This window comes from Apibacter sp. B3546 (assembly GCF_009827885.1).
Lineage (GTDB): Bacteria > Bacteroidota > Bacteroidia > Flavobacteriales > Weeksellaceae > Apibacter.
In genome coordinates, this window is the sequence record NZ_WINW01000004.1 from 92,140 (window position 1) to 106,544 (window position 14,405).

General features: G+C 33.0%; 22 protein-coding genes. 21 read left to right on the forward strand and 1 reads right to left on the reverse strand.

Annotated elements, in window-relative coordinates:
• Positions 1-36 precede the first annotated feature (36 nt).
• The 8 genes from GFU93_RS03605 (at position 37) to GFU93_RS03640 (ending at position 4,215) form a co-directional block, all read left to right on the forward strand.
• The gene (locus GFU93_RS03605; RefSeq protein WP_160567353.1) at positions 37-891 is read left to right on the forward strand and encodes an AAA family ATPase; all 855 of its coding nucleotides are present in this window, start codon (positions 37-39) and stop codon (positions 889-891) included.
• On the forward strand, positions 888-1,502 hold the full coding sequence (locus GFU93_RS03610; RefSeq protein WP_160542212.1) for a hypothetical protein: 615 nt from the start codon (positions 888-890) through the stop codon (positions 1,500-1,502). Before GFU93_RS03605 ends, GFU93_RS03610 begins: the two co-directional genes overlap by 4 nt.
• A 109-nt stretch (positions 1,503-1,611) precedes the next feature.
• The gene (locus tag GFU93_RS03615; RefSeq protein WP_160542213.1) at positions 1,612-1,803 is read left to right on the forward strand and encodes a hypothetical protein; all 192 of its coding nucleotides are present in this window, start codon (positions 1,612-1,614) and stop codon (positions 1,801-1,803) included.
• Positions 1,804-1,809: 6 nt separating this feature from the next.
• Positions 1,810-2,274 carry a hypothetical protein gene (locus GFU93_RS03620; RefSeq protein WP_105297467.1) on the forward strand — a complete coding sequence of 155 codons (465 nt, stop codon included), beginning with the start codon at positions 1,810-1,812 and terminating at the stop codon, positions 2,272-2,274.
• Between the two features lie 107 nt (positions 2,275-2,381).
• Positions 2,382-2,648, forward strand: coding sequence for a hypothetical protein (locus GFU93_RS03625; RefSeq protein ID WP_160542215.1), 267 nt, complete (start codon positions 2,382-2,384; stop codon positions 2,646-2,648).
• 34 nt (positions 2,649-2,682) lie between these two features.
• Positions 2,683-3,378, forward strand: coding sequence for a DUF3164 family protein (locus GFU93_RS03630; RefSeq protein ID WP_160567355.1), 696 nt, complete (start codon positions 2,683-2,685; stop codon positions 3,376-3,378).
• Positions 3,365-3,808, forward strand: a complete 444-nt coding sequence (locus tag GFU93_RS03635; protein WP_160567357.1) for a hypothetical protein — start codon at positions 3,365-3,367, stop codon at positions 3,806-3,808. Before GFU93_RS03630 ends, GFU93_RS03635 begins: the two co-directional genes overlap by 14 nt.
• Positions 3,809-4,020: 212 nt before the next feature.
• On the forward strand, positions 4,021-4,215 hold the full coding sequence (locus tag GFU93_RS03640; protein WP_105297464.1) for a hypothetical protein: 195 nt from the start codon (positions 4,021-4,023) through the stop codon (positions 4,213-4,215).
• Here GFU93_RS03640 and GFU93_RS03645 read toward each other — a convergent pair.
• Complete coding sequence (locus tag GFU93_RS03645; protein WP_160567359.1) at positions 4,212-4,661, reverse strand: hypothetical protein; 450 nt, start codon at positions 4,659-4,661, stop codon at positions 4,212-4,214. The genes GFU93_RS03640 and GFU93_RS03645 overlap by 4 nt on opposite strands.
• Positions 4,662-5,236: 575 nt before the next feature.
• Between GFU93_RS03645 and GFU93_RS03650 the strand changes: the two genes are divergently transcribed.
• The 13 genes from GFU93_RS03650 (at position 5,237) to GFU93_RS03710 (ending at position 14,402) form a co-directional block, all read left to right on the forward strand.
• Positions 5,237-5,668 carry an N-acetylmuramoyl-L-alanine amidase gene (locus tag GFU93_RS03650; RefSeq protein WP_160567361.1) on the forward strand — a complete coding sequence of 144 codons (432 nt, stop codon included), beginning with the start codon at positions 5,237-5,239 and terminating at the stop codon, positions 5,666-5,668.
• Between the two features lie 4 nt (positions 5,669-5,672).
• Complete coding sequence (locus GFU93_RS03655; RefSeq protein ID WP_160567363.1) at positions 5,673-6,185, forward strand: hypothetical protein; 513 nt, start codon at positions 5,673-5,675, stop codon at positions 6,183-6,185.
• Positions 6,186-6,259: 74 nt separating this feature from the next.
• Entirely contained in the window at positions 6,260-7,459 is a 1,200-nt protein-coding gene (locus GFU93_RS03660; RefSeq protein ID WP_160567365.1) for a DUF2586 family protein, read from the forward strand.
• A 7-nt stretch (positions 7,460-7,466) separates the two neighbouring features.
• Positions 7,467-7,880: a hypothetical protein gene (locus tag GFU93_RS03665; RefSeq protein ID WP_105297459.1), complete on the forward strand. Its 414-nt coding sequence runs from the start codon at positions 7,467-7,469 to the stop codon at positions 7,878-7,880.
• Between the two features lie 19 nt (positions 7,881-7,899).
• A complete protein-coding gene (locus tag GFU93_RS03670; protein ID WP_160542221.1) occupies positions 7,900-8,205 on the forward strand; it encodes a hypothetical protein in 306 nt (101 codons plus the stop codon).
• 181 nt (positions 8,206-8,386) lie between these two features.
• On the forward strand, positions 8,387-11,089 hold the full coding sequence (locus GFU93_RS10190) for a tape measure protein (RefSeq protein ID WP_160567367.1): 2,703 nt from the start codon (positions 8,387-8,389) through the stop codon (positions 11,087-11,089).
• A gap of 11 nt (positions 11,090-11,100) precedes the next feature.
• Positions 11,101-11,769: a DUF6046 domain-containing protein gene (locus GFU93_RS03680; protein ID WP_160542223.1), complete on the forward strand. Its 669-nt coding sequence runs from the start codon at positions 11,101-11,103 to the stop codon at positions 11,767-11,769.
• A 5-nt stretch (positions 11,770-11,774) separates the two neighbouring features.
• Entirely contained in the window at positions 11,775-12,746 is a 972-nt protein-coding gene (locus GFU93_RS03685; RefSeq protein WP_160567369.1) for a hypothetical protein, read from the forward strand.
• A gap of 3 nt (positions 12,747-12,749) precedes the next feature.
• Positions 12,750-13,253, forward strand: a complete 504-nt coding sequence (locus tag GFU93_RS03690) for a hypothetical protein (protein ID WP_160567371.1) — start codon at positions 12,750-12,752, stop codon at positions 13,251-13,253.
• An 8-nt stretch (positions 13,254-13,261) separates the two neighbouring features.
• The gene (locus GFU93_RS03695) at positions 13,262-13,471 is read left to right on the forward strand and encodes a hypothetical protein (RefSeq protein ID WP_160542226.1); all 210 of its coding nucleotides are present in this window, start codon (positions 13,262-13,264) and stop codon (positions 13,469-13,471) included.
• Positions 13,468-13,755: an oxidase gene (locus GFU93_RS03700; RefSeq protein ID WP_160567373.1), complete on the forward strand. Its 288-nt coding sequence runs from the start codon at positions 13,468-13,470 to the stop codon at positions 13,753-13,755. Before GFU93_RS03695 ends, GFU93_RS03700 begins: the two co-directional genes overlap by 4 nt.
• 1 nt (position 13,756) lies before the next feature.
• Complete coding sequence (locus GFU93_RS03705) at positions 13,757-14,089, forward strand: hypothetical protein (protein ID WP_160567375.1); 333 nt, start codon at positions 13,757-13,759, stop codon at positions 14,087-14,089.
• A 1-nt stretch (position 14,090) separates the two neighbouring features.
• The gene (locus GFU93_RS03710; protein ID WP_160567377.1) at positions 14,091-14,402 is read left to right on the forward strand and encodes a hypothetical protein; all 312 of its coding nucleotides are present in this window, start codon (positions 14,091-14,093) and stop codon (positions 14,400-14,402) included.
• The last annotated feature ends 3 nt before the right edge of the window (positions 14,403-14,405 follow it).

The following is a 14,405-nucleotide window of genomic DNA, read 5'->3' on the forward strand; positions in this document are numbered from 1 at the left end:
AATGCCCCCCTTAGGGGACTAAAACCGAACAAAAATATGGATAATGAAGAAAAAATACAAACAGTTCAAAAAATTCAAGCCTATGTTAAACAACTGGGAAGTGAAACAGAAGCCGCCAATAACTTGAAACTAAGTAAGGATCAACTCACTCAGATACTCAAAGGAGAAAAGCCGGTTATCAAAGACAACGTATGGAAATCTATCAATGCACAACTGAAAATTCACGAAAAAAGTTGGAAAGTAGTAGAAACAACGAATTTTAAAAATCTTCGTACCCTGTTTCAAGATGCAGTTGACGACTCACAAGTATTTGCCGTAATAAATTTTGCCGGTAGCGGTAAAACCGAGACAGCAAAGGCATTTGTTGAAAATACACCCAATACCTATCTCTTACAATGCAATGAATATTGGAATCGGAAATACTTTTTAGCTGAATTATTAAACGTCTTGGGAAGAGATTCCGGTGGACTGACCGTTGCCGAGATGATGTCTGAAGCAGTACGGATTTTAAAAAAAAATAAGAAGCCAGGTATAATCCTGGATGAAGCAGATAAATTAAGCGATCAAGTCCTTTACTTTTTCATTTCCCTCTACAATCAATTAGAAGATCATTGCGCCATTATCTTAATGGCAACCGATCATTTGGAAACAAGAATCAAAAGAGGTTTAAAATTAAACAAAAAAGGATATAAAGAAATTTTCAGCCGAATTGGCAGGAGATTTATAGAATTTGGAGGAATCACGGCATCAGATGTCGCTTCCATTTGCATAGCAAACGGAATAGAAAATAAAAGCCGTATTAAAGAAATATGGCAAGATAGTGAAGGAGATTTGCGCAGAGTGAAAAGAAAAATATATGCCTTAAAAAAAATAAACAAAGAAATTAAATGAAACGAGCAATATCCATCCATGAAATTTATACCAAAAAAAGAAAAGTATTACCATTTGATGGAATATGGGAAGCACATATAGGTAAACCGGAATTAAAAGGCAGTTGGATTATTTGGGGAAATTCAGGAAACGGAAAAACCGGATATGCCATACAATTAGCCAAATATCTCTCAAAGTTTGGCAGAGTGGCTTATAACGGATTAGAAGAAGGAAACAGCGAATCTTTTGCAGAAGCCTGCAAAAGAAATAATATGGACAAATGTCGAGGAAGATTTGTACTGATTGAAGACAGCATCGAAGAATTAGACCATCGCTTAAACTTACACAAATCGCCGGACATAATATTCATTGACAGTTTACAATATTCAGGAATCAATTATACCTCGTATAAAGAATTGATTAAAAAATACTCAAACAAATTATTTATATGGATTTCACATGCCGAAGGTCGCAATCCGGAAGGACGAATTGCAAAAAAAGTACGATACGATGCCTTTGTTAAAATTTATGTTGAAGGCTATACAGCAAATGCCGTAAGTAGATACGGGGGAAAAGAAAGTTATATAATTTGGCAAGAAGGTGCCGATCAATACAATCTAACCATTAGATGAAAATCAATCAGTTAGAAAAAAAAGTTAATTATTAAACTTTCACTCCATGAATAACAATAAGAATTGAAATTTCCAAAAACTTGGTAAAACTAACTCGAAATAAACATTTATGACAGTAAAAGAACTAAAAGAAAAAATCAATGATTTGCCTGACGATATGGAAGTCATGCTAGAGCAAACCAAAGAAGAGTTTAAATATGGCCTATTAAACACAATTAAAGTAAATGAAGAATTATTTATAGATCCTTTTTTCCGGGTTACCCTGATGAATGATGAATCTATTATTTTATCTGATGAGTAAACAACTATGAAACCAACCCATACACAAATTAATTTTTGCCGACTTACAAAAACTTCACAAGAAGACTATCAAACCAATCTGTTTGAAACGGGATGCGAATTTGCCGAAAACTTGGGATATACCTGTCCTCAAAAATATAAAGAAGAATACATACAAATATTACTTTCTCTTCCCCAATATTGGAAGTGGTGGTCAACCCAATGGAATATCCGAACACAAGAAGCATTCGGAGTAGTCGGAATATCTGAAAATGAAACCCATATAAATTCACTCGAAACAGATGCCCTCAACGAAGCATTTGCCTCGGCGCACAGCTTATCAAGCTACCAACATATTTACCCTAATAATTTAGTAATGAAAGCCTTAAAAGAAAAAATACAAACACATGAAACCACTACCCTTAAATCAAATACCTCTAAAGGAATGGAGCGAAACCGAATTAGAAGATCACGTGTATCGGTTGAGCTGTGAATTAGATAAATATCAACAAGGAAGCATTTTGCTTAGAATTTTACTCCGTATGGAAAGAACACGAATACTAAAAGAATTAATACGAAGAGACGAAAATAAATGTTAACATGAAACTATTGGCAAATATTGAAATATTACGAGATCTTTTATCCTATGATACGGAAGAAAAGAAATTTTTAAACTTAGCAGAGCGCTGTGAAATCCATCGAAACATAGGAAAGATTACAAGATGTCAGCCCCCTTCTTTTCCCCTTTCATTACAGGAAAAATTATTTACCAAACTTTTGGAAATCAGAAGAACCGAATGGAAACGCCCTACGATGCATTGGGAAGAAAATCATTTCGGCCAAAAAGTGAAAATAAAAATTAACTAGCTTTTAAAAACTTTAATTTAAAATCAATCATAACATGTCCATACCAGATCTAAGCACAGTAACCGAAAAAGAGCTTTTAGAAGCTTTAAAAAAGAAAAAAAAAGAAAAAGAATCGGACCGGATAGCTTATAAAGAGTTAGTTGAAGAAACCATACCGGAAGTCATCCACCATCTTATTAAAACTTCCCAAGAACTTCGCTCTTCCAAAAAATTTACCTTTTCTGCCTTAAAAAAACTTATTCAATTAAAATACTCCATATACGGAGTAAAAGAAGAACAACAATCCCATACTTTTACCACCGCAAACGGCGAATCTGTAACCATCGGTTACCACGTTACCGATAATTGGGATGACACGGTAAACTCAGGAATAGCTAAAATAAATGAATACATAAGGTTCCTTGCGAAGAAAGCGGCCGATGCCCATACTATAACCATCATTAATCAACTATTAAAAAAAGATGCCAAAGGAAATTTAAAAAGTTCCCGTGTGCTTGAATTAATTTCATTAGCCGATAAGTTGGATCACGAAACTTTCACCGATGGGGTTCGTATCATACAACAAGCCTATAAACCAACACGTTCCAGCTTTTTCATAAAAGCTCATTACCTCGATAAGTTGGGTCATAAAGTAACCATAGATCTCTCCATCGCCTCCGTGGATTTTCCAAAAGATTTTGATTTAACATTCTTACTTCCAGAAAAACATAAACAAGATGAAAACACCTAAAGTACATGACTATCAAATCAAGCAACTTTTCAGTTTATTCTCCGAAGATGTAAAAAAAGATCCTGCCCTGCGTCAACAGTTAATTTTTCATTTTACTCAAGGGAGGGTAACCAGCACCAAAGATCTTACCGATAAAGAAGCAAAAAGGTTAATTGCTGCTCTCAAAGAAACATATACCCACTGGGGAAAGTTTGATAAAAATAATAAACAACATTTAACTCTATTACGTTTATGTTACGATTTAAATTGGACTATTTTTAATAAAAAACATAACCGTATAGTCGCCGATTTAAATACTCTGGGAAAATTTATAGCAAGTAAAAAATCACCCGTAAGAAAACCTTTATTAGAAATGTCAGTAAAAGAATGCAGTAAACTAATTACGGCCTTAGAAGGAATACTTAAATTTAAGTATAAAAAAATGGATTGAAAAATACCGCCGCCACCTGTTGAAAAATATTTTGTTTGTGCATTTTATTTTTAAAAAAAACAGGGTCACCAATGAGCGATAATTGCTGTATAAAAAAATATGTTCAATCGATCGAACAATAAAATGATAAGAGGTTACATCATTCTAACTGCCAAAAAATCACAAAAAATCATTATTTGGATATTTCATACAATAATAATAATTTTGTGTAAATGAGTACCAAAAACTTACGAAATAATACAAAATTAAGATACAGAGCCATAAAAGAAGAATACCGTTTACAAGTTAAACGCAATAACGGTATGCCTCTTACTCAGATATACAGACAATTTATTTATCCCAAGTTTTTTATATCCAGACAAACCTTATATACGATCATATTTACTCCGGATTCCGATTTAAACTAGCAATTGGATATACTCATCGTATAAAATACATGAAGTTCTTGAATACCATCCTCTCTTAGGACAGATTTCCAAGAAGATCTTTTCAAGCTCCCGCAAAAACTTTTCGGTCTCCATTCGTGCAATTTTTCATGTATTTTTTTTAAATAATTCCAACCTTCCCAAGCATTTGCTTGCACATCCTCAGAATTACTGGTTTGACTTGAAAATTTTAAAGTAGCAACCGTTATGTCTAACGTTATAAAACCTTGTTGTTTATGATGGGAAGTCATTGACTTGCTTTTTCCATTATCCTCGAAAGTAGCTTCTTTAATGGAAATTAATGCACATGGCCAAGATAAAGGGTAAGGGATTTCCTCGTAATTTAATTGTCCCCAATCTTCTCCAACATATGAAAATTCCTTAATTTCAGCTATTCTCGCCTGTAGAGATTCTAAAATTTCGATCATTAATTATAAATTTGGTTAATAAATATCTTACATCAACATAAAAAGTATTATTTAACAAACTTTCTCAAATACTTTTCAGTTGAAAATTTTATCAATAATGAATTGCTTATAAAAACTTATATTCTTAAAAAAGGTTACTCTTTACTAAAATCACTAATTAATAAGAAACCGATACATCGCTAAAAAATAATTCGGCTGTAGATCATAATTACCCGCGTCTAAGAGTAACCTGTACTATGGTTTTAAACAAATATCTAAGAAAATAAACGCAACTTGTATTAGTATGTAAAGAAACTTGACACTTCTGTGCAAGTACTTTACAAGATTGTCAAGAAGCTTTACAACTTTCTTTACTTGCAATCTTTTATGATTCAATTTTGCCGTATAAAATTTCGAACGATTAAGGATTAGTTACGGTAAAAGAATTGTCCGTCATTAAAAAAAATCATTTGAAAGCATACAAAGAAAATAAACCAAATAAAAAAATATTGTCTGCTAAGCAAAAGGTTAACCAACGCGTTAAAACGAAATTCACGAATGAATCGCAGGCAGACAGTATTTAATAAAATAGCAATATGAACCTTAAAAAATCTATACGAACCATAAAATATTTGGTTATACACTGTGCCGCGACTCCCGAAGGAAGGAACGATAAGGCCAAAGACATAGATCGTTGGCATAAAGAAAGAGGATGGACCGGAATCGGATACAATTACGTCATAGATTTAGATGGTACTGTTGAACCGGGAAGGGATGTAGACAGGATTCCTGCCCAAGTTGCCGGACATAACAAAAATGCCATAGGTATTTGCTATATAGGAGGAGCTGACAAAAACTTGAAAGCTAAAGACACACGAAATCCGGCCCAAAAAAAAAGTCTGATTGAATTACTTAAAGAATTAAGAAAATTATATCCAACTGCTCAAATACTGGGACATAGAGATTTTGCATCTGCCAATACCACTTGTCCAAGTTTTGATGCCATAGAAGAATATAAAAATATTTAAAGAAATGAAATCGTACAATTATAAGAAGATCGTCTTAAATTTTATTATTCCCGTATTCTTTACTATGCTTTTGATAAGCTGTAATGAAAATAATAAAATAGCAACCCCTGATCGATTCACAGATAAAAAAATAACTAATAATGAAGTAATCAGAGATTCGATTTTTAAAATCCAACCCGATACAAGTTCTTTAAAGGCTTTAATTGAGTGGAGAAACGGAAAAGCTGTAATTAAAGAGATCATCCAATCAGAATCCGGAAAAAACCATCTAAAATTCCCTAGAATCCAAATTAAGGATAATATTCTTACCGTGGATTGTGAAACTCGTGCGCAAGAATTAGTGGCCACTTGGAAAGAACATCACACAAAAGAATTTAAAACCGAAACCATAACCCATACCGAATTTAAAAATTTATCACGCTGGGAAAGTTTTTGTTTAGGGACAGGTAAAATTGTGACTTTATTATTCATAAGTACTTTCATTATCTATCTACTTAGAAAGGGTATTAAGAAATAAAGTGCATTACAATCAATCACAAAAAACAAATAAGATAAATAACATCAATAATCAAAAATCAAAATTAACTAATAATGAATTTACCAAAAATAACCATAGACTTTGACAATGGTGTTCTAGGAGCAGTAGCAGCCAATTCGGATGGCGTATTCGGATTAGTGGCACATGCAGAAGCTACTGAATTTTTCGAATTGAATAAACCCTACATGGTTAAATCCATGAAACAAGTAGCTCAATTGGGCATAGTATCGTCAACGAACCAAAATTTATATAAAACCCTTTCTGAATTTTATAAAGAAAGCGGAGAAGGGCGTGAATTATGGTTACTGGGTATGCCTAAAAGCACAAAAACCTCAAATTGGTTTTCAGTGGACAAAGTTACAGGAAAAGCACCGGTTGAAAAATTATTAGATGCTGCCAATGGTAAGCTTACCGGTATTTTTACTAAATGTTCTTCAGATGATAATGAGAATTTAACCATCGTTAACGGATTAGATGAGGAGGTGTTACTTACTGCAACCAATGCTCAATCCTTAGCAGAAAGCTACACAAAATCTAAGTATGCACCTTTCTTTGTGGTTTTAGAAGGATACGGATTTACCGGTAATGTAATTGAATTACCAAACTTATTCGAATATTCCAACAACCGTGTATCCATACTTTTAGGTGATACAGAAAAAGGTAAAGGTTCAGCCATCGGTATCGTAGCCGGCAGATTGGCAAAAAATCAAGTACATCAAAATATTGGAAAAGTTAGAGACGGAGCTTTAAGCAATTTACATGCTTACATTGCAAATGAACCGGCAGAAACTTTTGATGTAGAAGCTTTAAATGAAAAAGGGTTTATCTCCTTCAGAACTCATGTTGGAAAATCAGGCTATTATTTTACAGACGACCATACTGCCAGCCCGGTGAGTGATGACTATCATTATCTTACTAACAGAAGAGTAATTGACAAAGCATACCGAATTACGTATCAAACATTAATCAACTATTTATTGGATGATATCGATTTGGAAATCGACGGAACCATCAACCCTATTTATGCCAAATGTATAGAAGGAGATCTTGAAAATGCTTTGGTTTCGCTTATGACAAACTACGGTGAATTGTCTTCTAACATTGAAAATAGAGATAATGGAGTTAAAATATTTGTAGACCCGTCTCAAAACGTTGTGGCAACATCCCGAATAAATGTTGTGGCTCGAGTTCGTCCTCACGGATATAACCGATTTGTAGATGTGTTATTAGGCTTTGATATAACTAAAAAATAATAAAAAAATGTTTAACAGTAGAGAATATGAATGGGCAGATTTTACTGCTACGTTAGGAGGTAAAGATTTAACCGGAATCAGAGGTGTAAAATATACCCGAAAAATAGAAAGAGAAGCCGTATATGGAAAAGGCAGAAATGCACGAGCAATTCAATCGGGAAATGTTTCCATAGAAGGTGAAATTACATTACTGCAATCAGAATATGAAAGTTTAGTAGCTTCTGCTAAAAACAGAGATATACTTAACCTTTGTTTAGATTTAGTAGGTGCCTATGGTAACCCAACCAATGGAGATATGTTAATTATGGATCGTATCACCGGTGTACGTTTTACAGAGGCCGGAAAAGAATTTAAACAAGGAGACAAATTCATGGAAATTACCCTTCCGTTTATTGCTCTTGATGTAATATCTCAATGCTAATTAGAAATTAAAAAAAATTATGAATACTCAAACTAACCCAATCAGCCAAGAACAAATCGAGGCATGGAAAGCTAAACACAAAGAAATTTTTAAATTAATTGTTGAAGATAAAGAGGCCTATCTAAAAAAACCGGACAGGAAAATCTTAGCTGCCGCAACTGCTGCAAGTTCAACTAATCCTATGAAGTTTAATGAAGTTATTCTTACCAATTGTTGGTTAGGGGGAGATGAAGAAATAAAAACCGATGATTCTTACTTTTTAGGTGCTTCCGCTAAATTAAGCGAGCTAATTGAAATAAAACAAGCGGAATTGGAAAAGCTTTAGCCGCTGCCAAGATCGTCGAGGAAAATGTAGAATGGATACGTTTGAGCCATGCCATGCTCAGATATTATTTTCATATAGATCCGGATATATTAACAGATAAAGAATGGGCAGAAAGAATGCAAGAGCTTAATTATATCCGGATTAAAGAAAATTCAACTAATGCCAATTAATGTCATACCTAGTGAAAAACTCAAAAGAGATAACCGATAATGTTCTAAAAGCCATACAAAAAATGGGTATGGGTAACAATTCTGCATCATTTAAAATGCAAGAATTGGTTTATATAAGTACAATAAGTTTACACGCAAGATTAGGCAATTTAGCTTCCAAGACATCTAAAAAGTTAATTAAAGCAGCGGAAAATTCTAATAGATCAATATCAGAAATTCAAAAATCCGTAACCAATACTTTAGAAAAATTAGAGAATAATTCTAAAAAATTAGGTTATACTATTAAAAGTATCAATTCCAATTCTTTAGAAAATGTAGTGGAACTTTCTAATAATTCAGGATCCGGAGCTCAAAATAACGTTTCCTATAATTTTACTAATACAACGGAAAGTTCTAATAAATCAGGAATTGAAATTCAGAATTCCGTTATAGGTAATTTATTTAAAGCAACAGAATATTTTAAAAATTTTGGACCCGGAATTCATAAAATCTTTGCCGATAATTTTATTAAAGTTGCGGATAGTTTTAAAAAAATAGCGCCTGTAATTCAAAAAACTTTTGTTAAAACAGCAGATATTTTTAAAAAATTAGGACCTATAATTCTAAAAACTATTTATAATAAGATAGCTAATTCATCAGGACTTACAAAAAAAATAGCTCCTTTTATTCTAAAAACTATACTTAAAACAGCCAATAGTTTTAAAAAATTAGGATCTATAATTTATAAATCTGTTTCTAATATAATAGGTAAAACCATTGGATTTTCTAAAAGATTTGGATCTGCGCTTCAAAAAACTGTTTCTAATAGTAGATTAGGCAAAACCATTGGATTTTCTAAAAAATTAGGATCCGTGGTTCAAAAAACCGTTACTAAAGCTGCATCAAAAGTAAAAAATTTTGGTAAAAGAGGCATATCTAAAAAGAGTTCAAATAATCAAAAATCCGGAAAAAATAGTACAAACAGTACTTCTGATTCTGAAACAAATGGCAGTGAAAATGAATTAAATTTTAAGTTTCCACAAGAAGCATTTGTCGATTTTTTGAATATGGGAATTCAAAAAGAATTAAGCAAAAAAAAGTTTGAGGTTTTACTTAGTTCAAAGAGTTCTGCTAAAAAAATGATGGATGATATTACAAATCTGTCGAAAAAAGTAAAGATTTTTGATCAATCCACTCTGGAAAGCAATGCTCAAACACTATTAAAAAGTGGAATGAATGCGGATCAGGTCGTGCCTAATTTGGATGCCATCAGCAACATATCCATGGGTGATACTCATGCCATGGATTCTCTTACTTCTTCTTTAGCCCAAGTAATAAATATGGGTACACTTACTGAAGACTCGTTACTGGCTATGGTTGAGGCAGGTTTCAATCCTCTGAATGAAATTTGCAGGACTACCGGATTAAGCATGGATAAGGTTAATGAAGAAATGATGAATGGTACTATTACTGCCCAAATGGTTACTAACGCTTTTCAATCAGCGGCTTCAGAAGGGGGACAATTCTTTGGAGTTGCCAATCAATTGTCCAATACGTTGGGAGGTCATTTACAAAGTACTACCAATAATTTAAATAATGTATTATTCAGATTATATGAAATCATTGCCCCTATGGTTCATATGTTTTTGGATTTAATTGACGCTGCCTTATTTTTAGCCGATACTTTGTTTGATGTTACTGACTTTTTCAGTGAAGTATTGAATAAGTTTTCCATCGGTAAAGGTGCAATAGTAACTCTCAAAGCGATTATAGTGAGTTTAGCATCTGCATTTATGACATATAAATTTGTTATGGGCTTAGCTGCTGTAGCTCAAGCAATCCTCAATGGAGTTATGATTGCCAATCCAATCGGACTTATTATAGCCGGTGTCGTGGGGTTAATAACCTTTATATATCTTCTAATAAACTCTGTGGAAGGTTGGGGGGATGCTTGGGATCATACCATGGAAATGGTCAAATCATTATGGGATGCAGGAATTTCATATCTGAAACTTTCGTGGTTGAATTTTAAAGATATACTTTTAACCGGTATAGAACAATTACAAATTGCTTGGTATACGTTTTCTAAGCTTTGGAATAAAAAATCAGCAGAAGAACATTTAAAACAAATCAGAGAAAATGCTAAAAAACGTAGTGATGAACGTAAGCTATTAATTAACGACATGGCTGATAGTATGTTAAATGCTTGGGATCACTTTAAAAAAATTGGAGGAAGTTTATCTTTTAAAACCAGTTCTGATAAAGAGAGTCCGATTATTTTAGACAATACTACTGAGGTATCTTCTAACAATGCCGGAGCTGAGAGTTTAACAGCAATCAATAAAAATTTTTCGTTACTTACTGACAGTTACAACAAAACCACTACGGAAAATAGTCTATTTAACGACAAAGGCGGATTATCTTTCATCAGTGATACTTTGGAAAAATATAATCCCAAAAATAAAATTGCACCGCCTAAAAAATTAACCGATGAAACATCGGCTAATTCTTTAAAAACTGTAAATCCATCGATAAAATCAACAGGAACAGCAACCAATAGCTCTATTGTTACCGGTGGAGAAAAATCCAGCACAATAAATATTTCCATTAAAGATTTAATCGGAGTATTAAATATTCAAGGTAAAGATTTCAACGAAACAACGGATAAAATGGTTGATCAAACTGCAGATGCACTATTACGATTATTAGCCATGGCAAATTATTCAGTAGGATAAAAAATAAACGTATGAAAATTAATAATAAAAATTTATTATTGGCCAGTTTATTAGGTTCAAAGGTGGCCAAAAAGTTACCACGGTTTGAAGCACTTGAAAATGAATTAGCTAAACATGTGTTGCCACCAAAACCTTTTTTACCTCTTAAAAATAAGTCAAGATTTACTTATCAGGAAGTAGATTGGAATGATAAATTCATGGTAATGCCGGAACAAATTCCGGAGGATAAACAATTTTTTCCCGTAAAAATCAGAAATATCAATGACAGCCAATGGTATTTGTTGCCTTATGAACCTATGATTACAATCTCAGGTAAAAACAATATTATCAAGCGAGAAGTAGCTAAAAAAGGAAATGATAAAAATTTGTTCGGTACTATAAAAGAATATTGGAGTCAAGACGATTACGAAATTACGATAACCGGTGCCTTATATGGAGCTTTAGAAACCGGATCTGTTGATGATTGTTATCCTAAAGAAGATTTTAGAGCGCTTAAAGACTTTATTCTCAATCCGCAAGGAATTGAAATTGATTGTCAACCGCTGAAATTATTAGACATTACCAGAATAGTAGTTGAAGATTTTACATTTCCGTTCACCAAAGGTGAAAATGTACAGGCATATGAAATTAAAGCAGTGAGTGATTCTACCTACGATTTGTTTAAACTTTTAAATGACTAAAATATATGTATAAGTTGTCATGGGACATAGAATTCAGCCACGAATCTAAAAAATTTAATTTGCCTGTAATTGCAGAATGTGAAATAAATAAATCTGTTGATTCTTTAGTAGCCACCGCTGTTATCATCTTGCCTGAATACATAGCCAATCGTCCTTTGAATCTCGAAAAAAAGATTCCGATAGGTTCTCAAGTAAAAATTAAATTAGGATACGACGATGTTTTAATCAATGAGTTTAGCGGATACGTGCAAAGAATTACCAATGTAGACAGCTGTTTAAAAATTTTTTGTGAGGATGATATGTATGTATTTAGAAAACCGGTAAAAAATGAGGAATTAAAGCCTACTTCTATTGACAAAATTGCTCAAACCCTGTTAAATCAAGTCATGCCCGAATATACTTTGAACTGTGACTATGAACTTTACTATGAAAAATTCGTCATCTTTCGAACAACGGCTTATGATGTATTGAAAAAATTACAGGAAGAATCCGCAGGAAATATATATTTAGATACCGAAAATAAAGTACTCCATATTCATCCTCCTTATGTTCAAAAAAAAGGCGAAGTCAAATATTCAATGCAACATAATATAGAAAAAGCCTCTTTAGAATATAAAAAAGCGTCAGACAAAAAAATTCAAATTACTGTTGAAACAACAGATAAAAACGGTAAAGTTCTTACCGAGACTTACGGCAATGAAGATGGAGAGAAAAAAACTGTTAAAATATCAAGCATAGCGCTGGCTTCACTTAAAATACGAGCAAAATATGAATATACCAAGCATGCATACGACGGATACGAAGGTACTTTTGATACCTGGCTTCTGCCCTATGTTGAGCCTAGTTATTCAGCAAAAATAACAGATGAAGATTATCCGGATAAAAACAGCAAGTATTACGTGGTAAGCGTTAAAACCAGTTTTAGTTCTTCCGGAGGAAAAAGAACCATTACACCGGGTATACTTTTATCAGTTTAAACTATGGAAAAGGGAGAAAAAATAAAACGATTAATAAAACAACTGGTTGGTGCAAATCCTAATTTTCCAATTATAGGGACTGTTACGGAATTACAAAAAGAAACCTGTTCATTGGCATTGGATGAAGATTTGATTGTTACCGATGTTAGGTTAAAGGTTAGTTATGGTGGTTCGGAAAATTATATGATTCAGTACCCTAAAATAGGTTCCAGAGTTGTGGCCTTGAGTATCAGCGGCGAGCTTTCTGATTTGATGATAATCAAGGTAGATGAAATTGAAAAAATAGAAATCAACCAAAACGGATTGGTCTTGTTGCTGGACAGTAGTGATGGAAAAGTTTGTATAAAAAATAACTCTCGCAGTTTAATAGACCTGTTCCAGCTGCTGACTGATACTCTCAAGGGACTGAAAGTATTTACATCAACAGGAGCCAGCGGAACTCCTTTACCGGATACTCAAAAAAAATTAATTGATTTTGAAACGGGATTTAAATCACTTTTAAAATAGACTTTAAAATGGCACTAAATAAAGGAAGTTTACAATCAGGCATAAAAAAATTGTTAACTGACATGCATACCAGAGAAGATTCATCCATAGAAGAATTTTCAAAGAGATTAAGTGAATTGATAGACAGCTATGTAAAAACAGCTACTATAAAATATGACGGCGGTTTATCTGCTCCCAACGGACCGGTAAACGGAACTTTTAAAGGAAAATTGGAATGAGAGACATATTAATTACAAATGAAGGTGAGCTTAAAATTGAGAACGGAGATTTTGTAGTTGAAAATTCAACTTTACAACATCAAGCGTTATTACTTTTAGCCAATCCGGGAGAATTCAAAGAAGATCCGATGCTGGGTGTGGGAATTGAAAATTATATTTTGGATTCCTGTATGAACGAATGCGAATTTGAAGCACGTAAGCAATTTATATCGGATGGAATGAAAGTTAAAAATTTGATATTTAAGTCCAAAGATAATATGATTATTGATGCAGAATACGGATAATATGAAAGAATTATTTACAACCTATGTAGGAGAATTTTTAACCATGCTAACAGCCGTTTTTGGAGGGTGGTTTTATAAAAGAAAGAAAGAGTCCGTTACTAATCATAATTCATCCATAGATCATGGGGCAAGAGCTGTTAATATTTATAAAGAAGCATTGGAAGATCTGGGGATCTGTTATGAAAAAAAATATAAAAACATTATAACATTATACGAAAGTCGTGAAGAACTTTTACGGAATGAAATAATGGAATTGAAAAACAAGATAAAAATATTGCGAAAAGAAAATATTTCCTTAAAAAGGAGGATTGAAGACTTGAAAAAACAACAGTAATATGAAAATAATTATTCGTAATAATCAATCCCTATTGGATGTAGCCGTCCAATATCGAGGAACAGCTGAAGCCGCCTTTGAGATAGCTCTGGCTAATAATTTAAGCATTACAGAAGATCTGAAAACAGGGCAAGAACTGATCATTCCCAATACACGATATTATAATAAAATAGTTTCTGAGTATTACGAAGGAAAAGGATTTTTACCCGCTACCTCCATATCCGATGATTTTATAAGCAATTTGGTAGATCTGGGAATTGGAGAGATGATTATAAATATAAACTTTAAGCCTAAGGCATTAAAAAATAGTTAAGAT

Bases quoted from the DNA above. Each gene is read 5' to 3' on its own strand.
- GFU93_RS03605 (WP_160567353.1), top strand. From the start codon at position 37: ATGGATAATGAAGAAAAAATACAAACAGTTCAAAAAATTCAAGCCTAT.
- GFU93_RS03610 (WP_160542212.1), top strand. From the start codon at position 888: ATGAAACGAGCAATATCCATCCATGAAATTTATACCAAAAAAAGAAAA.
- GFU93_RS03615 (WP_160542213.1), top strand. From the start codon at position 1,612: ATGACAGTAAAAGAACTAAAAGAAAAAATCAATGATTTGCCTGACGAT.
- GFU93_RS03620 (WP_105297467.1), top strand. From the start codon at position 1,810: ATGAAACCAACCCATACACAAATTAATTTTTGCCGACTTACAAAAACT.
- GFU93_RS03625 (WP_160542215.1), top strand. From the start codon at position 2,382: ATGAAACTATTGGCAAATATTGAAATATTACGAGATCTTTTATCCTAT.
- GFU93_RS03630 (WP_160567355.1), top strand. From the start codon at position 2,683: ATGTCCATACCAGATCTAAGCACAGTAACCGAAAAAGAGCTTTTAGAA.
- GFU93_RS03635 (WP_160567357.1), top strand. From the start codon at position 3,365: ATGAAAACACCTAAAGTACATGACTATCAAATCAAGCAACTTTTCAGT.
- GFU93_RS03640 (WP_105297464.1), top strand. From the start codon at position 4,021: ATGAGTACCAAAAACTTACGAAATAATACAAAATTAAGATACAGAGCC.
- GFU93_RS03645 (WP_160567359.1), bottom strand. From the start codon at position 4,661: ATGATCGAAATTTTAGAATCTCTACAGGCGAGAATAGCTGAAATTAAG.
- GFU93_RS03650 (WP_160567361.1), top strand. From the start codon at position 5,237: ATGAACCTTAAAAAATCTATACGAACCATAAAATATTTGGTTATACAC.
- GFU93_RS03655 (WP_160567363.1), top strand. From the start codon at position 5,673: ATGAAATCGTACAATTATAAGAAGATCGTCTTAAATTTTATTATTCCC.
- GFU93_RS03660 (WP_160567365.1), top strand. From the start codon at position 6,260: ATGAATTTACCAAAAATAACCATAGACTTTGACAATGGTGTTCTAGGA.
- GFU93_RS03665 (WP_105297459.1), top strand. From the start codon at position 7,467: ATGTTTAACAGTAGAGAATATGAATGGGCAGATTTTACTGCTACGTTA.
- GFU93_RS03670 (WP_160542221.1), top strand. From the start codon at position 7,900: ATGAATACTCAAACTAACCCAATCAGCCAAGAACAAATCGAGGCATGG.
- GFU93_RS03680 (WP_160542223.1), top strand. From the start codon at position 11,101: ATGAAAATTAATAATAAAAATTTATTATTGGCCAGTTTATTAGGTTCA.
- GFU93_RS03685 (WP_160567369.1), top strand. From the start codon at position 11,775: ATGTATAAGTTGTCATGGGACATAGAATTCAGCCACGAATCTAAAAAA.
- GFU93_RS03690 (WP_160567371.1), top strand. From the start codon at position 12,750: ATGGAAAAGGGAGAAAAAATAAAACGATTAATAAAACAACTGGTTGGT.
- GFU93_RS03695 (WP_160542226.1), top strand. From the start codon at position 13,262: ATGGCACTAAATAAAGGAAGTTTACAATCAGGCATAAAAAAATTGTTA.
- GFU93_RS03700 (WP_160567373.1), top strand. From the start codon at position 13,468: ATGAGAGACATATTAATTACAAATGAAGGTGAGCTTAAAATTGAGAAC.
- GFU93_RS03705 (WP_160567375.1), top strand. From the start codon at position 13,757: ATGAAAGAATTATTTACAACCTATGTAGGAGAATTTTTAACCATGCTA.
- GFU93_RS03710 (WP_160567377.1), top strand. From the start codon at position 14,091: ATGAAAATAATTATTCGTAATAATCAATCCCTATTGGATGTAGCCGTC.